General features: G+C 70.1%; 18 protein-coding genes. 17 read left to right on the top strand and 1 reads right to left on the bottom strand.

Annotation, left to right across the window (positions count from 1 at the left end; genetic code table 11):
• The first annotated feature begins 140 nt into the window (after positions 1-140).
• The 4 genes from ACFYWI_RS18420 (at position 141) to nusB (ending at position 3,446) form a co-directional block, all read left to right on the top strand.
• The gene (locus ACFYWI_RS18420; protein ID WP_389232939.1) at positions 141-1,049 is read left to right on the top strand and encodes a Pro-rich N-terminal domain-containing protein; all 909 of its coding nucleotides are present in this window, start codon (positions 141-143) and stop codon (positions 1,047-1,049) included.
• Between the two features lie 241 nt (positions 1,050-1,290).
• Entirely contained in the window at positions 1,291-2,397 is a 1,107-nt protein-coding gene (locus ACFYWI_RS18415; RefSeq protein WP_389232936.1) for an aminopeptidase P family protein, read from the top strand.
• 51 nt (positions 2,398-2,448) lie between these two features.
• The gene (gene efp, locus ACFYWI_RS18410) at positions 2,449-3,015 is read left to right on the top strand and encodes an elongation factor P (RefSeq protein WP_389232933.1); all 567 of its coding nucleotides are present in this window, start codon (positions 2,449-2,451) and stop codon (positions 3,013-3,015) included.
• A 2-nt stretch (positions 3,016-3,017) separates the two neighbouring features.
• Positions 3,018-3,446: a transcription antitermination factor NusB gene (gene nusB, locus ACFYWI_RS18405; protein ID WP_389232930.1), complete on the top strand. Its 429-nt coding sequence runs from the start codon at positions 3,018-3,020 to the stop codon at positions 3,444-3,446.
• Positions 3,447-3,876: 430 nt separating this feature from the next.
• On the opposite strand, the gene bldD is transcribed toward nusB, so the two are convergent.
• Entirely contained in the window at positions 3,877-4,377 is a 501-nt protein-coding gene (bldD, locus tag ACFYWI_RS18400) for a transcriptional regulator BldD (RefSeq protein ID WP_030355502.1), read from the bottom strand.
• A 232-nt stretch (positions 4,378-4,609) separates the two neighbouring features.
• Between bldD and pyrR the strand changes: the two genes are divergently transcribed.
• The 13 genes from pyrR (at position 4,610) to metK (ending at position 19,024) form a co-directional block, all read left to right on the top strand.
• Positions 4,610-5,227, top strand: a complete 618-nt coding sequence (pyrR, locus tag ACFYWI_RS18395) for a bifunctional pyr operon transcriptional regulator/uracil phosphoribosyltransferase PyrR (RefSeq protein ID WP_389232925.1) — start codon at positions 4,610-4,612, stop codon at positions 5,225-5,227.
• 92 nt (positions 5,228-5,319) lie between these two features.
• Complete coding sequence (locus ACFYWI_RS18390; protein ID WP_389232922.1) at positions 5,320-6,297, top strand: aspartate carbamoyltransferase catalytic subunit; 978 nt, start codon at positions 5,320-5,322, stop codon at positions 6,295-6,297.
• Positions 6,298-6,301: 4 nt separating this feature from the next.
• Positions 6,302-7,588: a dihydroorotase gene (locus ACFYWI_RS18385; protein WP_389232916.1), complete on the top strand. Its 1,287-nt coding sequence runs from the start codon at positions 6,302-6,304 to the stop codon at positions 7,586-7,588.
• Positions 7,585-8,160, top strand: a complete 576-nt coding sequence (locus ACFYWI_RS18380; RefSeq protein ID WP_389232913.1) for a hypothetical protein — start codon at positions 7,585-7,587, stop codon at positions 8,158-8,160. Before ACFYWI_RS18385 ends, ACFYWI_RS18380 begins: the two co-directional genes overlap by 4 nt.
• Complete coding sequence (carA, locus tag ACFYWI_RS18375) at positions 8,157-9,293, top strand: glutamine-hydrolyzing carbamoyl-phosphate synthase small subunit (protein ID WP_389232910.1); 1,137 nt, start codon at positions 8,157-8,159, stop codon at positions 9,291-9,293. The genes ACFYWI_RS18380 and carA overlap by 4 nt, the downstream gene beginning before the upstream one ends.
• Positions 9,286-12,594, top strand: coding sequence for a carbamoyl-phosphate synthase large subunit (carB, locus tag ACFYWI_RS18370; RefSeq protein WP_389232907.1), 3,309 nt, complete (start codon positions 9,286-9,288; stop codon positions 12,592-12,594). Before carA ends, carB begins: the two co-directional genes overlap by 8 nt.
• Before the next feature lie 65 nt (positions 12,595-12,659).
• Entirely contained in the window at positions 12,660-13,769 is a 1,110-nt protein-coding gene (locus ACFYWI_RS18365; RefSeq protein WP_389232904.1) for a quinone-dependent dihydroorotate dehydrogenase, read from the top strand.
• Positions 13,766-14,611, top strand: a complete 846-nt coding sequence (gene pyrF, locus ACFYWI_RS18360) for an orotidine-5'-phosphate decarboxylase (protein WP_389232901.1) — start codon at positions 13,766-13,768, stop codon at positions 14,609-14,611. The genes ACFYWI_RS18365 and pyrF overlap by 4 nt, the downstream gene beginning before the upstream one ends.
• A 347-nt stretch (positions 14,612-14,958) precedes the next feature.
• On the top strand, positions 14,959-15,282 hold the full coding sequence (locus tag ACFYWI_RS18355) for an integration host factor (RefSeq protein WP_005319887.1): 324 nt from the start codon (positions 14,959-14,961) through the stop codon (positions 15,280-15,282).
• 38 nt (positions 15,283-15,320) lie between these two features.
• The gene (gene gmk / locus ACFYWI_RS18350; RefSeq protein WP_389232898.1) at positions 15,321-15,884 is read left to right on the top strand and encodes a guanylate kinase; all 564 of its coding nucleotides are present in this window, start codon (positions 15,321-15,323) and stop codon (positions 15,882-15,884) included.
• A gap of 43 nt (positions 15,885-15,927) precedes the next feature.
• Positions 15,928-16,200 (top strand): DNA-directed RNA polymerase subunit omega, encoded by a 273-nt coding sequence (gene rpoZ / locus ACFYWI_RS18345; RefSeq protein WP_005319902.1) that lies wholly within the window; start codon positions 15,928-15,930, stop codon positions 16,198-16,200.
• A 161-nt stretch (positions 16,201-16,361) separates the two neighbouring features.
• Positions 16,362-17,564, top strand: a complete 1,203-nt coding sequence (gene coaBC, locus ACFYWI_RS18340) for a bifunctional phosphopantothenoylcysteine decarboxylase/phosphopantothenate--cysteine ligase CoaBC (RefSeq protein WP_389232895.1) — start codon at positions 16,362-16,364, stop codon at positions 17,562-17,564.
• A 251-nt stretch (positions 17,565-17,815) separates the two neighbouring features.
• A complete protein-coding gene (metK, locus tag ACFYWI_RS18335) occupies positions 17,816-19,024 on the top strand; it encodes a methionine adenosyltransferase (RefSeq protein ID WP_389232892.1) in 1,209 nt (402 codons plus the stop codon).
• Positions 19,025-19,072 lie beyond the last annotated feature (48 nt).

The following is a 19,072-nucleotide window of genomic DNA, read 5'->3' as shown; positions in this document are numbered from 1 at the left end:
TTTGCGCCGGCCCCGGCCGTTACCGCGGTGGCGGCCGGGGCCGGGCCACGTTCGAGCGGTGATCGAGGGGGTACCGTTCGGTAGCACGGCGGCCGACACCGCCTGACCAGCGTCAGTCGCACGAGACGGAGTGGCACCGGATGCAGCACGCAGTGGGGGCACCGCTGCCGCCTCCCCAGGGACCGGGGCAGGGACCGGCCGGATGGACACACAGCGCCCAGCACCCGGGGCCCGTCCCCGGAATCCCCGCCGGCCCGCCACCGCCCGTCCCCGGAATCCCCGCCGGCCCGCCACCACCCGGTCCGGCAGCACCCGCCGGACCGCCTCCCGGTCCGCACCCGCAGGGGCAGCCGCCCGCCCCGGGCTGGAGCGCCCCCGCACCGCCCTACGGCTCCGCTCCGCCGTCCCGTGAGACGACCGGCCACATCCAGCTGCCGCCCGGCGGGCCGGTACCCATACCCGCCCCGCCGCCGGTCGACAGCGGCACCGGCGCGACGATGCTGGCCGTGCTGCTGATCGGCCCGGCCGGTGCGGGCAAGACCACCGTTGCCCGGCACTGGGCCCGCAGCCGCAGGGTGCCCACGGCGCACATCAGCCTCGACGACGTCCGTGAATGGGTCTGCTCCGGCTTCGCCGACCCGCAGTCCGGATGGAACGACAACTCCGAGGCCCAGTACCGGCTGGCCCGCCGCACCTGCGGCTTCGCCGCCCGGAACTTCCTGGCCAACGGCATCTCCTGCATCCTCGACGACGCCGTCTTCCCTGACCGGCCCGTCGTCGGCCTCGGCGGCTGGAAGCGTCATGTCGGCCCCGGTCTGCTGCCCGTCGTCCTGCTCCCGGGCCTCGAGATCGTCCTGGAACGCAACGCCGAGCGCAGCGGCAACCGCCGCCTGTCGGACGAGGAAGTGGCCGGCATCCACGGCCGGATGGCCGGCTGGTACGGATCGGGCCTGCCGATCATCGACAACTCCACGTACGACGTCGAGACCACGGCCCGTGTCCTCGACGATGTCCTGTCCCGCGCGATCACCAGCCCCCCGAGCTGGTAGCCGGCACCGGACCGGTTGCCGTTGTCCATGGGCCCGCAGGCAACCGGGATGTTGCCCCGGGGCCCATGGCCGGACATCGGCCACCGGTGGCGTCCGCGGGGGCGGGACGGCCTCGGGCCACGCGCCCAGGGCATGGGCAGCCCGCGTTCCCGGGTCGCCGGGACGGCGATCCACCCCCGTGCCCACCCCGGTCGGACGCGCTGGCCGGGCCGGACCGCGTCCGGGCTCGTACGCTCGGAGAATGTCAGAGGTGTATGGCGTACGCCGAGGCAGGCTCCGCGACCGGTGTGCGGCGACCGGCAGCGCGGCGGCCCTGGTCTCCCGTCCGGCCAACGTCCGCTACCTCGCGGGCGGTGCGCCACCCGGCGCCGTGCTGTTGCTCGGCCCCGACGAGGACGTGCTGCTGTGTCCCCGCACGCCCAGTGGCGATCCCGCCGAGGGGCGTACCGACGAGGAGCTGCGGCTGACGGTGCTGCCCACCTCGGCCGGTGATCCGGCGGTCGCGGCCGCCGAGCTGGCGCGCGGGGCGGAGGTGGAGTCGCTGGCCGTCGAGGAGCACCATCTGACCGTCACCCGGCACCGGGCATTGCGTTCGGTGGCACCCCGGCTGCGCCTTGCCGACCTCGGCCTCGCCGTCGAGCAGCAGCGGATGGTCAAGGACGAGGAGGAGATCGCCTGTCTGCGGATCGCCGCGGAGATCACCGACCAGGCACTCGGCGAGCTGCTGGAGTCCATCCTGGTCGGCCGCACCGAGCGGCACCTCGCCCTGGAACTGGAGCGGCGGCTGGTCGACCACGGCGCCGACGGCCCCGCTTTCCGGACTTCCGTGGCCACCGGACCGAATTCGGGACGCGGGGGCCACCGCCCGTGTGACCGTCGGGTCGAGGAGGGCGACTTCCTCTCCGTCTGTCTCGGCGCGAACTACCGCGGCTACCGCTGCGAGATCGGCCGTACGTTCGTGATCGGCACGACCCCGGCGGACTGGCAGATCGAGCTGTACGACCTCGTCTTCGCCGCTCAGCGGGCCGGCCGACGGGCTCTCGTGCCGGGTGCCGCATACCGCGACGTGGACCACGCGGCACGTCAGATCCTCGACGCCGCGGGCCATGGCGAGGCCCTCGCACCCCGCACGGGGCACGGCGTCGGGCTCGAAATCGATGAGGACCCGCAGCTGGCGCCTGCGGCCATGGGTAAACTGGACACTTGTGTGCCGGTCACCGTCGAACCGGGGGTTCACCTCCCTGGCCGGGGCGGGGTCCGGATCGATGACACGCTCGTCGTGCGCCAGGAGGCGGACGGCGGACCCGAGCTACTCACCATCACGACCAAGGAGCTGCTCGCGCTGTAAGGCGCGTACCCTCGGTCGTCCACCAGCGTCAGTCCAGGAGATTCCGCAACCGTGGCTTCCACGAACGACCTCAAGAACGGCATGGTGCTCAAGCTCGACGGAGGCCAGCTCTGGTCCGTCGTCGAGTTCCAGCACGTCAAGCCCGGCAAGGGCCCTGCCTTTGTGCGCACCAAGCTCAAGAACGTGCTCTCCGGCAAGGTTGTCGACAAGACGTTCAACGCCGGCGTGAAGGTCGAAACGGCCACCGTCGACCGCCGCGACATGCAGTTCTCGTACATGGACGGCGAGTACTACGTCTTCATGGACATGCAGACGTACGACCAGCTGCACATCGACCGCAAGTCCGTCGGTGACGCCGCCAACTTCCTGATCGAGGGCTTCACCGCCAGCGTCGCCCAGCACGAGGGCGAGGTGCTCTACGTCGAGCTGCCCGCCGCGGTCGAGCTGGTCATCCAGCACACCGACCCGGGCGTCCAGGGCGACCGCTCCACCGGTGGCACCAAGCCGGCCACCCTGGAGACCGGCTTCGAGATCGGCGTTCCGCTCTTCATCACCACGGGCGAGAAGATCAAGGTCGACACCCGCTCCGGCGAGTACCTCGGCCGGGTGAACAGCTAACCGTGGCTGCCCGCAACAAGGCCCGCAAGCGCGCCTTCCAGATCCTGTTCGAGGCCGACCAGCGCGGGGCGTCCGTGCAGACGGTCCTCGCGGACTGGGTCCGGCACTCGCGGTCCGACGACCGGCAGCCGCCCGTCGCCGAATACACCATGGAGCTCGTCGAGGGGTACGCGGAGTACGCGGACCGGATCGACGAACTCATCGCCACCTACGCGGTCGGCTGGACGCTCGACCGGATGCCGGTCGTCGACCGGAACATCATCCGGCTCGGTGCCTACGAGCTGGTGTGGATGGACGAGACCCCGGACGCCGTGGTGATCGACGAGGCGGTGCAGCTCGCCAAGGAGTTCTCCACCGACGAGTCCCCGTCGTTCGTGAACGGTCTGCTCGGCCGTTTCAAGGACCTCAAGCCGAGTCTGCGGCGCGACTAGCAGGCGGTCGGTTTCACCGGGCCCGAAGCAGAGGACTGTGCATCCTCTGCTTCGGGCCCGGTGCATTCCCGGGCCGCCTACGCGCCCCGCCGTGCAAGCCGCCGCACCAAGCCGTGGCCAAAGCTCGGTGCGCGGAGCCGGCGGACCTCGCTCCTCCGATCCCGCGGCCGCGCAGCCGGTCCCCGAGCGGCTCACCCCGAGGCCCGGCGCCCCCCGCTCGGGCGTGTGGGTCTGCTGCCCGGACGGCACCGCCCCGGTGCCCGCGGGCCCCATTGCCCCGGCTCACCGACGGCCTTTTCCCGGAGGCCGCTGTCCGTCCTTACCGCCTTCGAGGGCAGTCGGCAATCGGGACAGACGTCGAAGGGCGGACCCGGTCAGCCCAGGCCCGCCCTACGACGTGACGTTTTTTCTAGTCGCTCGGGAGTGGTTCTCAGCCCTCTTCGTGGGCGACGGCGCGGCGCGCGTCCGCGTCCAGTACGCCCCAGCTGATCAGCTGCTCGGTCAGGACCGAGGGCGACTGGTCGTAGATCACGGCCAGCGTGCGCAGGTCGTCCTGGCGGATCGACAGCACCTTGCCGTTGTAGTCGCCGCGCTGGGACTGGATCGTGGCCGCGTACCGCTGCAGCGGGCCGGCCTTCTCCTGCGGCACGTGGGCCAGGCGCTCCAGGTCCAGGACGAGCTTCGGCGGCGGCTCGGCGGCCCCGCCCGGCGTGGTGCCGGGAAGCAGTTCCTGCACCGGGACGCCGTAGAAATCCGCCAGCTCGGCAAGACGCTGCACGGTCACGGCACGGTCGCCGCGCTCGTACGAGCCGACCACGACGGCCTTCCAGCGGCCCTGGGACTTCTCTTCCACGCCGTGGAGGGAAAGCCCCTGCTGGGTGCGGATGGCGCGGAGCTTGGCCCCGAGCTGTTTTGCGTATTCGCTGGACATATAGCTCCCCGGACACTGTGTCGACGTGCGGCACCGCCGCGCGGCTGGTCACTCACTGTGAGGTTACGCAGCGTTACTTGGATGCGTCAAGCCGAATGATCCGGACCTGTTTCGGCCAGGAGGGGGACGGGGGCCGCGCAGGAGCGGTGGTATGCCCTGGTAACGTGGACTGCGCAATTCCGACGTCCTTTAAGGTCCGTCCCGTGAGGCGGAGAAGGGGGTCCGTTTTCATATGGACACACACAACAATTCCGATGCCGCACGCCCCGTACTGGAGGCGCCCGACATCGCGCGGGTACTGACCCGCATCGCCCACGAGATCGTCGAACGTGCCAAGGGTGCCGACGACGTGGTGCTCCTCGGCATTCCGACCCGCGGTGTGTATCTCGCCCGCCGGCTCGCCGACAAGCTCGAAGGAATCACCGGCCAGAAGATGGCGGTCGGCTCGCTCGACACCACCATGTACCGCGACGACCTGCGCATGCGGCCCGCCCGCGCGCTCGCCCGCACCGAGATCCCCGCCGAGGGCATCGACGGCCGCCTGGTCGTCCTCGTCGACGACGTTCTCTTCTCCGGCCGCACCATCCGCGCGGCGCTCGACGCGCTCGGCGACATCGGCCGCCCGCGCGCCGTGCAGCTCGCGGTCCTCGTCGACCGCGGCCACCGTGAGCTGCCCATCCGCGCCGACTACGTCGGCAAGAACCTCCCCACGTCGCTGCGGGAGACGGTCAAGGTCCAGCTCGCCGAGGAGGACGGTCGCGACACCGTGCTGCTGGGCGAGCGACGCGAGACGGGGGCCCGTGCGGCCGAAGGCCCGGCCAGAGAGAGCGCCCCGGCCGGCGAGCAGTAGCACCGCCGTACGGCCCACCCCTTGCGTACGGCGTGCTGCCCTGCGCGCCCGCATGTCGTGAAAACCTCCACAGACCTGGAGAAAACCCCCAGATGATGCGCCACCTCATCTCGGCCGCCGACCTCACCCGCGACGAAGCCGTCCTCATCCTCGACACCGCCGAGGAGATGGCCCGGGTCGCCGACCGGCCGATCAAGAAGCTCCCGACCCTGCGGGGCCGCACCGTCGTCAACCTCTTCTTCGAGGACTCGACGCGGACCCGGATCTCCTTCGAGGCCGCCGAGAAGCGCCTGTCCGCCGATGTCATCAACTTCACCGCCAAGGGCTCCTCGGTCTCCAAGGGCGAGTCCCTGAAGGACACCGCGCAGACCCTGGAGGCGATGGGCGTCGACGCCGTCGTCATCCGGCACGGCGCCTCCGGAGCCCCGTACCGCCTCGCGACCTCCGGTTGGATCGACGCCGCCGTCATCAACGCGGGCGACGGCACCCACCAGCACCCCACCCAGGCCCTGCTCGACGCCTTCACCATGCGCCGGCGCCTCGTCGGCAAGGACGCGGGGATCGGGCAGGACCTGGCCGGCAAGCGCATCACGATCGTCGGCGACATCCTGCACAGCCGGGTCGCCCGGTCCAACGTCGACCTGCTGCACACCCTCGGCGCCGAGGTCACCCTCGTCGCGCCGCCGACCCTGGTGCCGGTCGGCGTCGAGACCTGGCCCTGCGAGATCTCGTACGACCTGGACACCACGCTGCCCAAGTCCGATGCCGTGATGATGCTGCGGGTGCAGCGCGAGCGGATGAACGCCGCGTTCTTCCCCACCGAGCGCGAGTACTCCCGCCGCTACGGCCTGGACGGCGACCGCATGGCGCGGATGCCGGAGCACGCCGTCGTGATGCACCCCGGCCCGATGGTCCGCGGCATGGAGATCACCGCCGAGGTCGCCGACTCCGACCGCTGCACGGTCGTCGAGCAGGTCGCCAACGGCGTCTCCATCCGCATGGCCGTGCTCTACCTGCTTCTGGGCGGCAACGAGCCCGCCGTCACCAACACCCGCACCGAGGAGAAGTAAGACCATGAGCAAGATCCTTATCCGTGGTGCGAAGGTGCTGGGCGGCGAGACCCAGGACGTACTGATCGAGGGCGAGACCATCGTCCAGGTCGGTGCGGGCGTCGAGGCCGGCGACGCCACGGTGATCGAGGCCGAGGGGCAGATCCTGCTGCCCGGCCTGGTCGACCTGCACACCCATCTGCGCGAGCCGGGCCGAGAGGACTCCGAGACCGTCCTCACCGGCACCCGTGCCGCCGCGAGCGGCGGCTACACCGCCGTGTTCGCCATGGCCAACACCTTCCCGGTCGCCGACACCGCCGGTGTCGTCGAGCAGGTCTACCGGCTCGGCAAGGAGTCCGGCTACTGCGACGTCCAGCCCATCGGGGCCGTCACCGTGGGCCTCGAGGGCAAGAAGCTCGCCGAGCTGGGCGCGATGCACGAGTCCGCGGCCGGCGTCACCGTCTTCTCCGACGACGGCAAGTGCGTCGACGACGCCGTGATGATGCGCCGCGCGCTGGAGTACGTGAAGGCGTTCGGCGGCGTGGTCGCCCAGCACGCACAGGAGCCCCGTCTCACCGAGGGCGCCCAGATGAACGAGGGCATCGTCTCCGCCCAGCTCGGCCTCGGCGGCTGGCCCGCCGTCGCCGAGGAGTCGATCATCGCGCGTGACGTGCTGCTCGCCGAGCATGTCGGCTCGCGGGTGCACATCTGCCACCTGTCGACCGCGGGCTCCGTCGAGATCGTGCGCTGGGCCAAGTCCCGGGGCATCGACGTCACCGCCGAGGTCACCCCGCACCACCTGCTGCTAACAGACGAGATGGTGCGCTCCTACAACCCCGTCTACAAGGTCAACCCGCCGCTGCGCACCGAGCGCGACGTCATGGCGCTGCGTGAGGCCCTGGCCGACGGCACGATCGACATCGTCGCCACCGACCACGCCCCGCACCCGCACGAGGACAAGGACTGCGAGTGGGCCGCCGCGGCCATGGGCATGATCGGCCTGGAGACGGCGCTGTCGGTCGTACAGCAGACGATGGTCGAGACCGGGCTGCTCGACTGGGCAGGCGTCGCCGACCGCATGTCGGTGCGGCCCGCGCAGATCGGCCAGGCCACCGGTCACGGCCGCCCCGTCTCGGCAGGTGAGCCCGCCAACCTCACGCTGGTCGATCCGGCATACCGTGGAGTGGTGGACCCCGCCGGCTTCGCCTCCCGCAGCCGCAACACCCCCTACAAGGGCCGTGAGCTGCCGGGTCGCGTCACCCACACCTTCCTGCGGGGCAGGACAACGGTCGTGGACGGGAAGCTGGCGTGACACCTGTACTGATCAATCTCGCGGCGGAGCAGAAGTCGGCCGAGGTCACCGACTGGGCCGCCCGCATGGGCTGGGTGGCCGGGCTGCTGCTCCTCATCGCCTTCGTCTACTGGCTGATGCGCCAGGGCTGGAACTGGCGCGGCAGCCTCCAGTCGGATCTGCCCGAGCTGCCCACCGCACCCGAGAGCCCGGACGCGACGCAGGCTGTGCTGTCGATGAGCGGCCGCTACCACGGCTCCACGACCGCAGGGCAGTGGCTGGACCGGATCGTGGCGCACGGGCTGGGCGTACGCAGCCGGGTCGAGCTCACGCTCACCGGCGCGGGACTGGCCGTCGTACGGCCAGGGGCGCAGGACTTCTTCGTACCGCGTCAGGCCCTGCGCGAGGCCCGGCTCGACAAGGGCATCGCGGGCAAGGTCCTCGCCGAGGGCGGTCTGCTGATCGTCACCTGGGCGCACGGCGACAAGCTGCTCGACTCCGGCTTCCGCTCCGACCACGCGGCCGAGCACACGGCCTGGGTCGAGGCCATCAACTCCATGAGCAAGACCACGACGGAAGGCACCGCACGATGACGATCTCCACCCGGGGAGCCACCAAAGCTCCCGCCGTACTCGTCCTGGAGGACGGCCGCACCTTCCGCGGCCGCGCCTACGGGGCCGTGGGGGAGACCTTCGGCGAGGCGGTGTTCAACACCGGTATGACGGGCTACCAGGAGACGCTGACCGACCCCTCGTACCACCGCCAGGTCGTGGTGATGACCGCTCCGCACGTCGGCAACACCGGGGTCAACGACGAGGACGACGAGTCCAAGAAGATCTGGGTCGCCGGCTATGTGGTCCGTGACCCCTCCCGGGTCCGGTCCAACTGGCGCTCGCAGCGCTCGCTCGAGGACGAGCTCGTCGCCCAGGGCGTGGTCGGCATCAGCGGCATCGACACCCGCGCCCTCACCCGCCATCTCCGCGAGCGCGGCGCCATGCGCGTCGGCATCTTCTCCGGTGCGGCGGTCATGGACGATGCCGCGCTGCTCGTCAAGGTGCAGGCCGCCGCTCAGATGAAGGGCGCGAACCTCTCCGCCGAGGTCGCCACCACCGACGCCTACGTCGTCCCGGCGATCGGCACCAAGAAGTTCACTGTCGCCGCCATCGACCTCGGCATCAAGGGCATGACCCCGCACCGCATGGCCGAGCGTGGCATAGAGGTGCACGTCCTGCCCGCCACGGCGACCGCCGACGACGTGTACGCGGTGAACCCGGACGGCGTCTTCCTCTCCAACGGCCCCGGCGACCCGGCGACCGCAGACCTGAGCGTGGTCAAGGCGGTCCTGGAGCGCAGGACCCCGCTGTTCGGCATCTGCTTCGGCAACCAGCTGCTCGGCCGCTCGCTCGGCTTCGGCACCTACAAGCTGAAGTACGGCCACCGCGGCATCAACCAGCCCGTGCAGGACCGCACGACCGGCAAGGTCGAGGTCACCGCGCACAACCACGGATTCGCCGTCGACGCCCCGCTCGACAAGGTCTCCGACACCCCCTACGGCCGCGCCGAGGTCTCCCACGTCTGCCTCAACGACAACGTGGTGGAGGGTCTGCGGCTGCTCGACCAGCCGGCGTTCAGCGTCCAGTACCACCCCGAGGCGGCCGCGGGCCCGCACGACGCCGCGTACCTCTTCGACCGCTTCGTATCCCTGATGGAGGCCGAGCGTGCCTAAGCGCACCGATATCCAGTCCGTCCTGGTCATCGGCTCCGGCCCGATCGTCATCGGTCAGGCCGCGGAGTTCGACTACTCCGGCACCCAGGCATGCCGTGTCCTCAAGGCCAAGGGCCTGCGCGTCATCCTGGTCAACTCCAACCCGGCCACGATCATGACCGACCCGGAGATCGCCGACGCCACGTACGTCGAGCCGATCACCCCGGAGTTCGTCGAGAAGATCATCGCCAAGGAGCGCCCCGACGCGCTGCTGCCCACCCTGGGCGGCCAGACTGCGCTCAACACTGCCATCTCCATGCATGAGCAGGGTGTGCTGGAGAAGTACGGCGTCGAGCTGATCGGCGCCAATGTCGAGGCGATCAACAAGGGCGAGGACCGCGACCTGTTCAAGGGGGTCGTCGAGGCCGTCAAGGCCAAGATCGGTTACGGCGAGTCCGCCCGCTCGGTCATCTGCCACTCCATGGACGACGTCCTGGCGGGCGTGGAGACGCTCGGCGGCTACCCGGTCGTCGTCCGCCCGTCCTTCACCATGGGCGGCGCAGGCTCCGGCTTCGCCCACGACGAGGACGAGCTGCGCCGCATCGCCGGCCAGGGACTGACGCTCTCCCCGACCACCGAGGTGCTCCTGGAGGAGTCCATCCTCGGCTGGAAGGAGTACGAGCTGGAGCTGATGCGCGACAAGCACGACAATGTGGTGGTTGTCTGCTCCATCGAGAACTTCGACCCGATGGGCGTGCACACCGGCGACTCGATCACCGTCGCGCCGGCGATGACCCTGACCGACCGCGAGTACCAGCGGCTGCGCGACATCGGTATCGCGATCATCCGCGAGGTCGGCGTCGACACCGGCGGCTGCAACATCCAGTTCGCCGTCAACCCGGACGACGGCCGCATCATCGTCATCGAGATGAACCCGCGCGTCTCCCGGTCCTCGGCGCTCGCCTCCAAGGCCACCGGGTTCCCGATCGCCAAGATCGCCGCGAAGCTGGCCGTCGGCTACACGCTCGACGAGATCCCGAACGACATCACCGAGAAGACCCCGGCCTCCTTCGAGCCCACCCTCGACTATGTGGTGGTCAAGGCCCCGCGGTTCGCCTTCGAGAAGTTCCCCTCCGCCGACGCCACCCTCACCACCACCATGAAGTCGGTCGGCGAGGCCATGGCGATCGGCCGCAACTTCACCGAGGCCCTGCAAAAGGCACTGCGCTCCCTGGAGAAGAAGGGCTCGCAGTTCTCCTTCACCGGCCCGGTCGGCGACAAGGCCGAACTGCTCCGGGAGGCCGTGCGCCCCACCGACGGCCGGATCAACACCGTCATGCAGGCCATCCGCGCCGGGGCGAGCCCCGAAGAGGTCTTCGAGGCCACGAAGATCGACCCGTGGTTCGTCGACCAGCTGTTCCTGATCAAGGAGCACGCGGACGAGCTCGCCGCCGCCGACAAGCTGTACCCCGAGCTGCTCGCCGAGGCCAAGCGCCACGGGTTCTCCGACGCCCAGATCGCCGAGATCCGCGGACTGCGCGAGGACGTGGTGCGCGAGGTCCGGCACGCGCTCGGCATCCGCCCGGTCTACAAGACGGTCGACACCTGCGCCGCCGAGTTCGCCGCGAAGACCCCGTACTTCTACTCGTCCTACGACGAGGAGAGCGAGGTCGCGGCGCGCACCAAGCCCGCCGTGATCATCCTCGGCTCGGGTCCGAACCGCATCGGCCAGGGCATCGAGTTCGACTACTCCTGCGTCCACGCCTCCTTCGCGCTCAGCGACGCGGGCTACGAGACCGTGATGGTCAACTGCAACCCGGAGACCGTCTCCACCGACTACGACACCTCCGACCGGCTCTACTTCGAGCCGCTCACCCTGGAGGACGTCCTGGAGATCGTCCACGCCGAGTCCCTCGCGGGCCCGATCGCGGGCGTCATCGTCCAGCTCGGCGGCCAGACCCCGCTGGGCCTGGCCCAGGCCCTCAAGGACAACGGTGTACCCGTCGTGGGCACCCCCCCGGAGGCCATCCACGCAGCCGAGGACCGCGGCGCGTTCGGCCAGGTGCTCGCCGAGGCCGGGCTGCCCGCCCCCAAGCACGGCACCGCGACCACTTTCGCCGGCGCCAAGGCCATCGCCGACGAGATCGGCTACCCCGTCCTCGTACGCCCGTCGTACGTGCTCGGCGGCCGAGGCATGGAGATCGTGTACGACGAGGCGCGCCTGCAGGCGTACATCGCCGAGTCCACCGAGATCTCCCCGACCCGCCCCGTGCTGGTCGACCGTTTCCTCGACGACGCCATCGAGATCGACGTCGACGCCCTCTACGACGGCACCGAGCTCTACCTCGGCGGCGTCATGGAGCACATCGAGGAAGCCGGTATCCACTCCGGCGACTCGGCCTGCGCACTGCCCCCGATCACCCTGGGCGGCTTCGACATCAAGCGGCTGCGCGCCTCCACCGAGGCGATCGCCAAGGGTGTCGGCGTACGCGGTCTGATCAACATCCAGTTCGCGATGGCCGGCGACATTCTGTATGTGCTGGAGGCCAACCCGCGCGCATCCCGCACCGTCCCCTTCACCTCGAAGGCGACCGCGGTGCCGCTGGCGAAGGCCGCCGCCCGTATCTCGCTGGGCGCGACTGTCGCCGAACTGCGCGCCGAGGGCCTGCTCCCGGCCTTCGGCGACGGCGGCACGCTCCCCCTGGACGCGCCGATCTCCGTCAAGGAGGCCGTCATGCCGTGGTCGCGCTTCCGCGACATCCACGGCCGGGGCGTCGACACCGTCCTCGGCCCGGAGATGCGCTCCACCGGTGAGGTCATGGGCATCGACTCGGTCTTCGGTACGGCGTACGCCAAGTCGCAGGCCGGTGCGTACGGCCCGCTGCCCACCAAGGGCCGCGCCTTCATCTCGGTCGCCAACCGCGACAAGCGCTCGATGATCTTCCCGGCGCGTGAGCTGGTCGCCCACGGTTTCGAGCTGCTCGCCACCTCCGGGACGGCCGAGGTGCTCAAGCGCAACGGAATCAACGCCACCGTGGTGCGCAAGCAGTCCGAGGGCGAGGGCCCGAACGGCGAGAAGACCATCGTCCAGCTGATCCACGACGGCGATGTCGACCTCATCGTCAACACCCCGTACGGCACCGGCGGCCGCCTCGACGGCTACGACATCCGTACGGCGGCGGTGGCCCGGTCCGTACCGTGCCTGACGACGGTCCAGGCGCTCGCCGCCGCCGTCCAGGGCATCGACGCACTCAACCACGGCGACGTGGGCGTCCGTTCACTGCAGGAACACGCGGAACACCTGACCGCAGCCCGCTACTGACAAGCGTGGAGGGGGACACCGGCAAACGGTGTCCCCCTCTTCATGAGGACACCCGAAGGCGCCCCATGTACACATTGTTCTTCAACCTTCTCTTCCGGCGGATGGACCCTGAAGAGGCCCACCACCTGGCCTTCCGCTGGATCCGGCTCGCGGTCCGCATCCCCGTGCTGCGTACGTTCATCGCCGCGGTCCTCGCCCCCCGGTACAAGGAACTGCGCACCGAGGCGTTCGGCCTGCGGATGCACGGCCCCTTCGGGCTCGCGGCCGGCTTCGACAAGAACGCCGTCGCCATCGACGGCATGGCGATGCTCGGCTTCGACCATGTCGAGATCGGCACGGTCACGGCGCTGGCGCAGCCCGGCAATCCCAAGAAGCGTCTCTTCCGGCTCGTACCGGACCGTGCGCTGATCAACCGCATGGGCTTCAACAACGAGGGCTCGGCCGTGGTCGCCGAGCGGCTGGCCGCGCGGAAGGCGATCTTCAGGACCACCGTCGGCGTCAACATCGGCAAGACCAAGGTCGTTCCGGAGACAGAGGCGGTCGCCGACTACGTCGCCTCCACCGAGCGCCTGGCCGCCCACGCCGACTACCTCGTCGTCAATGTCAGCTCGCCCAACACCCCGGGGCTGCGCGACCTCCAGGCGACCGAGTCGTTGCGCCCGCTGCTCACCGCCGTACGCGAGGCGGCCGACCGCACGGTCACCGACCGCCGGGTCCCGCTGCTCGTCAAGATCGCGCCGGACCTCGCCGACGAGGACGTCGACGCCGTCGCCGATCTCGCACTCGAGCTCGGCCTGGACGGCATCATCGCGACCAACACGACCATCGCGCGCGAGGGGCTCGGCCTGAGTTCCGACCCCGCACTGGTCAAGGAGACCGGCGGACTGTCCGGCGCCCCGGTCAAGGCCCGCTCCCTCGAGGTGCTGCGCCGCCTCTACGCACGCGTCGGCGACCGGATCACCCTGGTCGGGGTAGGCGGCATCGAGAATGCCGAGGACGCCTGGCAGCGCATCCTGGCCGGCGCCACGCTCGTCCAGGGCTACAGCGCGTTCATCTACGAGGGCCCCTGCTACGCCCGCGCCATCCACAAGGGCTTGGCCGCCCGCCTGGCCGCCGGCCCGTACGCCACCCTCGCCGAGGCTGTCGGCGCCGAGACCCGGAAGGCCACCGCATGAGCCGCCTCGAATCCTTCGGAGCCCGGCTGCGCGCGGCGATGGACGAGCGCGGGCCGCTGTGTGTCGGCATCGACCCGCACGCCTCGCTGCTGGCCGACTGGGGGCTCAGCGACGACGTCGCGGGCCTGGAGCGCTTCACGCGGACCGTTGTCGAGGCGCTGGGCGACCAGGTCGCCGTCTTCAAGCCGCAGAGTGCCTTCTTCGAGCGTTTCGGTTCGCGGGGCATCGCGGTCCTGGAGCAGGCCGTTGCCGATCTGCGGGCGGCGGGCGGGCTTGTCGTCATGGACGCCAAGCGCGGTGACATCGGCTCCACGATGGCGGCGTACGCCGAGACCTTCCTGCGCAAGGACTCGCCGCTGTTCTCGGACGCGCTGACGGTGTCCCCGTACCTCGGGTACGGCTCGCTGAAGCCGGCCGTGGATCTGGCGCGCGAGAGCGGCGCCGGGCTGTTCGTCCTGGCACTGACCTCCAACCCGGAGGGTGCGGAGGTGCAGCGGGCGCTGCGTGAGGACGGGCGGTCGATCGGCGCCACGATGCTGGCTCACCTGGCGGACGAGAACCGGGACGCGTCCCCCATGGGTTCGTTCGGAGCGGTGGTCGGTGCCACGCTGGGCGACCTGTCATCGTTCGATCTGGACATCAACGGCCCGCTGCTGGCGCCGGGCATCGGTGCCCAGGGCGCGACGGCGGCGGATCTGCCGGCGGTCTTCGGCCCCGCGGTGCGCAACGTCGTCCCGAACGTGAGCCGCGGCGTCCTGCGCCATGGTCCGGACGCGGTGGCCCTGCGCGGGGCGGCGCAGCGGTTCGCCGACGAGGTGCGCGAGGCCGTCGCCTCCGTCTGATCGTCCGGGCACGCCTGCCGCAGGCCGGCGTGCCCGGACCTCGGATGTGGGCTCCGGGGGGAGGGTTTCGTGGTTCCGCGTGATCTCCCGGACCTCGGTGATCCGGGCCCTTGGCGGAATCTTGGCCAAAAACCTGGTCGTTATGACCGAAATATCCCAGTCGATCGATGCTGACCAGGACTTTTCGTCTGTTCTCGCTGACTGGAGGGCCTATGGCCGCTAGTCTCCGACGAAGAGCGAACGTGCGGCGCAGGTGGACTGTGTTGCTCGTTGCTCGCCTGGTGTGGGGCGATCAGGTTCCTCACCGGTCCGTATCCGACAAGTTCGACATCCGAGGTGACGTAGGCGTGGCTCTTCCGCCCCTTACCCCTGAACAGCGCGCAGCCGCGCTCGAAAAGGCCGCCGCGGCTCGCCGGGAGCGGGCCGAGGTCAAGAATCGACTCAAGCACTCCGGCGCCTCGCTCCACGAGGTCATCAAGCAGGGCCAGGAGAACGACGTCATCGGCAAGATGAAGGTCTCCGCCCTGCTCGAGTCCCTGCCGGGCGTGGGCAAGGTCCGCGCCAAGCAGATCATGGAGCGGCTCGGCATCTCCGAGAGCCGCCGCGTGCGGGGTCTCGGCTCCAACCAGATCGCCTCCCTCGAGCGCGAGTTCGGCGGCGGCGCCGCCTGACGTTCTCGGGCACTCCCGGGAACCTGGATAATCGCTGCATGGCAGCAGAGGTACGTCCGCGGCTGACCGTGCTCTCCGGCCCCTCCGGGGTCGGCAAGAGCACGGTCGTCGCCCATATGCGCAAGGTCCACCCCGAGGTCTGGCTCTCGGTGTCGGCCACCACCCGTAAGCCGCGGCCCGGCGAGAAGCACGGGGTCCACTACTTCTTCGTCACCGACGAGGAGTTCGACAAGCTGATCGCCAACGGCGAACTGCTGGAGTGGGCCGAGTTCGCGGGCAACCGTTACGGCACACCGCGCCGTGCGGTCCTCGACCACCTCGAGGCGGGTGAGCCCGTGCTGCTGGAGATCGATCTCCAGGGTGCCCGGCAGGTCAAGGAGTCCATGCCGGACTCCCAGCTGGTCTTCCTGACCCCGCCGAGCTGGGAGGAACTGGTCCGCAGGCTGACCGGCCGCGGCACCGAGTCCCCCGAGGTCATCGAGCGCCGACTGGCGGTCGCCAAGGTGGAGCTGGCCGCCGAAGCGGAGTTCGACGTGACCCTTGTCAACACCTCCGTCGAGGACGTAGCCCGTGAGCTGCTAGCCTTGGTGGCAGTTGTTTGATCTTTTGTCCGATCTTTTTGCAAGTTCTTCGGAAGGCTAGAGCGTGTCCTCTTCCATCACCGCGCCCGAGGGCATCATCAACCCGCCGATCGACGAGCTGCTCGAGGCTACTGACTCGAAGTACAGCCTCGTGATCTACGCGGCCAAGCGCGCACGCCAGATCAATGCGTACTACTCGCAGCTCGGTGAGGGCCTGCTCGAGTACGTCGGTCCGCTGGTGGACACCCACGTCCACGAGAAGCCGCTCTCGATCGCCCTGCGTGAGATCAACGCGGGTCTGCTGACCTCCGAGGCCATCGAGGGCCCGGCCCAGTAGGCGCATCGGTGCATCAACCACAGGCCCGGCGGATCATCCGCCGGGCCTGTGGTGTGCAACGGGGGGTCCCTGGGGCGGGCCACCTGGTGTGATGCAGCATGGAGTCGTACGGGTCGAGCCGTACGGAATGGGTCGTACGGATCCGAGTGCGGGGAGACGCAGTGGACAAGCCGAGGGTCGTACTGGGTGTCAGCGGGGGCATCGCCGCGTACAAGGCGTGCGAGCTGCTGAGGCGGCTGACCGAGTCCGGACACGACGTCCAGGTCGTACCGACCGCGTCGGCGCTGCACTTCGTCGGCGCCGCCACCTGGTCGGCACTCTCGGGCCACCCCGTCTCGACCGAGGTCTGGTCCGACGTGCACGAGGTCCCGCATGTGCGCATCGGTCAGCACGCCCACCTGGTCGTGGTCGCGCCCGCCACGGCCGACATGCTGGCCAAGGCGGCCCACGGTCTTGCCGACGACCTCCTCACCAACACGCTGCTCACCGCCCGATGTCCGGTCGTCTTCGCCCCGGCGATGCACACCGAGATGTGGGAGCACCCCGCCACCCAGGAGAACGTCGCCACGCTGCGCCGGCGGGGCGCCCTGGTCATCGAGCCCGCCAGTGGCCGGCTCACCGGCGTCGACACCGGCAAGGGGCGGCTGCCGGACCCCGGTGAGATCTTCGAGCTCTGCCGCCGGGTCCTCGCCCGCGGCGTGGCCGCCCCCGACCTGGCCGGCCGTCATGTGGTCGTCAGCGCCGGCGGCACCCGCGAGCCCCTCGACCCGGTCCGCTACCTGGGCAACCGTTCGTCGGGCAAGCAGGGCTACGCGCTGGCCCGCACGGCGGCCGCGCGCGGCGCGCGCGTCACCCTGATCGAGGCCAACACCGGCATTGCGGACCCGGCGGGCGTCGACGTCGTCCACGTCGGTACGGCCGTGCAGCTGCGGGAGGCCGTGCTCAAGGCGGCGGCCGACGCCGACGCGGTGGTGATGGCGGCAGCCGTCGCGGACTTCCGTCCGGCCGCGTACGCCGAGGGCAAGATCAAGAAGAAGGACGGCCAGGAGCCCGCGCCCGTCGCCCTGGTCCGCAATCCGGACATCCTCGCCGAGATCTCCGCCGAGCGCCCCCGCCCCGGCCAGGTGATCGTCGGCTTCGCCGCGGAGACCGACGACGTCCTTGCCAACGGCCGCGACAAGCTGCGCCGCAAGGGGTGCGACCTGCTGGTCGTCAACGAGGTGGGGGAGCGCAAGACCTTCGGGTCGGAGGAGAACGAGGCCGTCGTGCTGGCCGCGGACGGGCCCGAGACGCCGGTGCCCTACGGCCCCAAGGAATCGCTGGCCGACACGGTCTGGGACCTGGTCGGACCTCGTTTCGGATGAATTCTGGGTGTCGCCCCGCTGCTGACGACGGCGCCGAAGAATCTCGGAGAAATGCGGTCAATTACTCCCGGAAGCGGCGCTGACCCCGTACCGTTTGCCATTGGACCGCAGGCCGATGACCTTCCAAGCCGCGAGACGGGTTGTCCGGCGGTGGAGCGCGACCGATAAACTGGTCGCGGAACGTCGTGGGCGCAGCCCTCTGCCGGTCCGCCAATGATCAGCCAGCAGCCGCTGCAACCCCAGGGAGCGATGTGTCCCGCCGTCTCTTCACCTCGGAGTCCGTGACCGAGGGTCACCCCGACAAGATCGCCGACCAGATCAGCGACACGATTCTCGATGCGCTTCTGCGTGAGGACCCGGCGTCCCGGGTCGCCGTGGAGACTTTGATCACCACCGGCCTGGTGCATGTCGCCGGCGAGGTGACCACCAAGGCCTACGCGGACATCCCCACGCTCGTGCGCAACAAGATCCTCGAGATCGGCTACGACTCCTCGAAGAAGGGCTTCGACGGCGCGTCCTGCGGCGTCTCGGTCTCCATCGGTGCTCAGTCGCCCGACATCGCACAGGGCGTCGACACGGCGTACGAGAACCGTGTCGAGGGCGACGACGACGAGCTCGACAAGCAGGGCGCCGGCGACCAGGGCCTGATGTTCGGCTACGCGTGCGACGAGACGCCCGAGCTGATGCCGCTGCCGATCTACGTGGCCCACCGGCTCTCCCGCCGGCTCTCCGAGGTGCGCAAGAACGGGACCATCCCGTACCTGCGCCCCGACGGCAAGACCCAGGTCACCATCGAGTACGACGGCGACAAGGCCGTCCGCCTCGACACCGTGGTCGTCTCCTCGCAGCACGCGTCCGACATCGACCTGGACTCGCTCCTCGCTCCCGACATCCGCGAGTTCGTCGTCGAGCACGTGCTCAAGGAGCTTGTCGACGACGGCATCAAGCTCGACACCGAGGGCTACCGCCTGCTCGTGAACCCGACCGGCCGCTTCGAGATCGGCGGCCCGATGGGTGACGCCGGCCTGACCGGCCGCAAGATCATCATCGACACGTACGGCGGCATGGCCCGCCACGGCGGCGGCGCGTTCTCCGGCAAGGACCCCTCCAAGGTGGACCGCTCGGCCGCGTACGCGATGCGCTGGGTCGCCAAGAACGTGGTGGCCGCCGGTCTCGCGGCGCGCTGCGAGGTCCAGGTCGCGTACGCGATCGGCAAGGCGGAGCCGGTCGGTCTGTTCGTCGAGACCTTCGGCACCGCGACGGTCGAGGTCGACAAGATCGAGCAGGCGATCGCCGAGGTCTTCGACCTGCGCCCGGCCGCGATCATCCGCGACCTCGATCTGCTGCGCCCGATCTACGCCCAGACCGCGGCGTACGGTCACTTCGGCCGCGAGCTGCCGGACTTCACCTGGGAGCGCACGGACCGCGTCGACGCGCTGCGCACGGCCGCCGGCCTCTGAGCCGCACCGCTCCGCACGAGGGCCCCGGACCGCAGGCAGGTTCGGGGC

The organism is Streptomyces sp. NPDC002889 (genome assembly GCF_042888425.1).
Classification (GTDB): Bacteria; Actinomycetota; Actinomycetes; order Streptomycetales; family Streptomycetaceae; genus Streptomyces.
The sequence above is the reverse complement of the archived record's forward strand: the minus strand, read 5'-3'. Positions and strand labels throughout refer to the sequence as shown.

Bases quoted from the DNA above. Each gene is read 5' to 3' on its own strand.
- ACFYWI_RS18420 (WP_389232939.1), top strand. From the start codon at position 141: ATGCAGCACGCAGTGGGGGCACCGCTGCCGCCTCCCCAGGGACCGGGG.
- ACFYWI_RS18415 (WP_389232936.1), top strand. From the start codon at position 1,291: ATGTCAGAGGTGTATGGCGTACGCCGAGGCAGGCTCCGCGACCGGTGT.
- bldD (WP_030355502.1), bottom strand. From the start codon at position 4,377: ATGTCCAGCGAATACGCAAAACAGCTCGGGGCCAAGCTCCGCGCCATC.
- pyrR (WP_389232925.1), top strand. From the start codon at position 4,610: ATGGACACACACAACAATTCCGATGCCGCACGCCCCGTACTGGAGGCG.
- ACFYWI_RS18390 (WP_389232922.1), top strand. From the start codon at position 5,320: ATGATGCGCCACCTCATCTCGGCCGCCGACCTCACCCGCGACGAAGCC.
- ACFYWI_RS18385 (WP_389232916.1), top strand. From the start codon at position 6,302: ATGAGCAAGATCCTTATCCGTGGTGCGAAGGTGCTGGGCGGCGAGACC.
- carA (WP_389232910.1), top strand. From the start codon at position 8,157: ATGACGATCTCCACCCGGGGAGCCACCAAAGCTCCCGCCGTACTCGTC.
- ACFYWI_RS18365 (WP_389232904.1), top strand. From the start codon at position 12,660: ATGTACACATTGTTCTTCAACCTTCTCTTCCGGCGGATGGACCCTGAA.
- pyrF (WP_389232901.1), top strand. From the start codon at position 13,766: ATGAGCCGCCTCGAATCCTTCGGAGCCCGGCTGCGCGCGGCGATGGAC.
- gmk (WP_389232898.1), top strand. From the start codon at position 15,321: ATGGCAGCAGAGGTACGTCCGCGGCTGACCGTGCTCTCCGGCCCCTCC.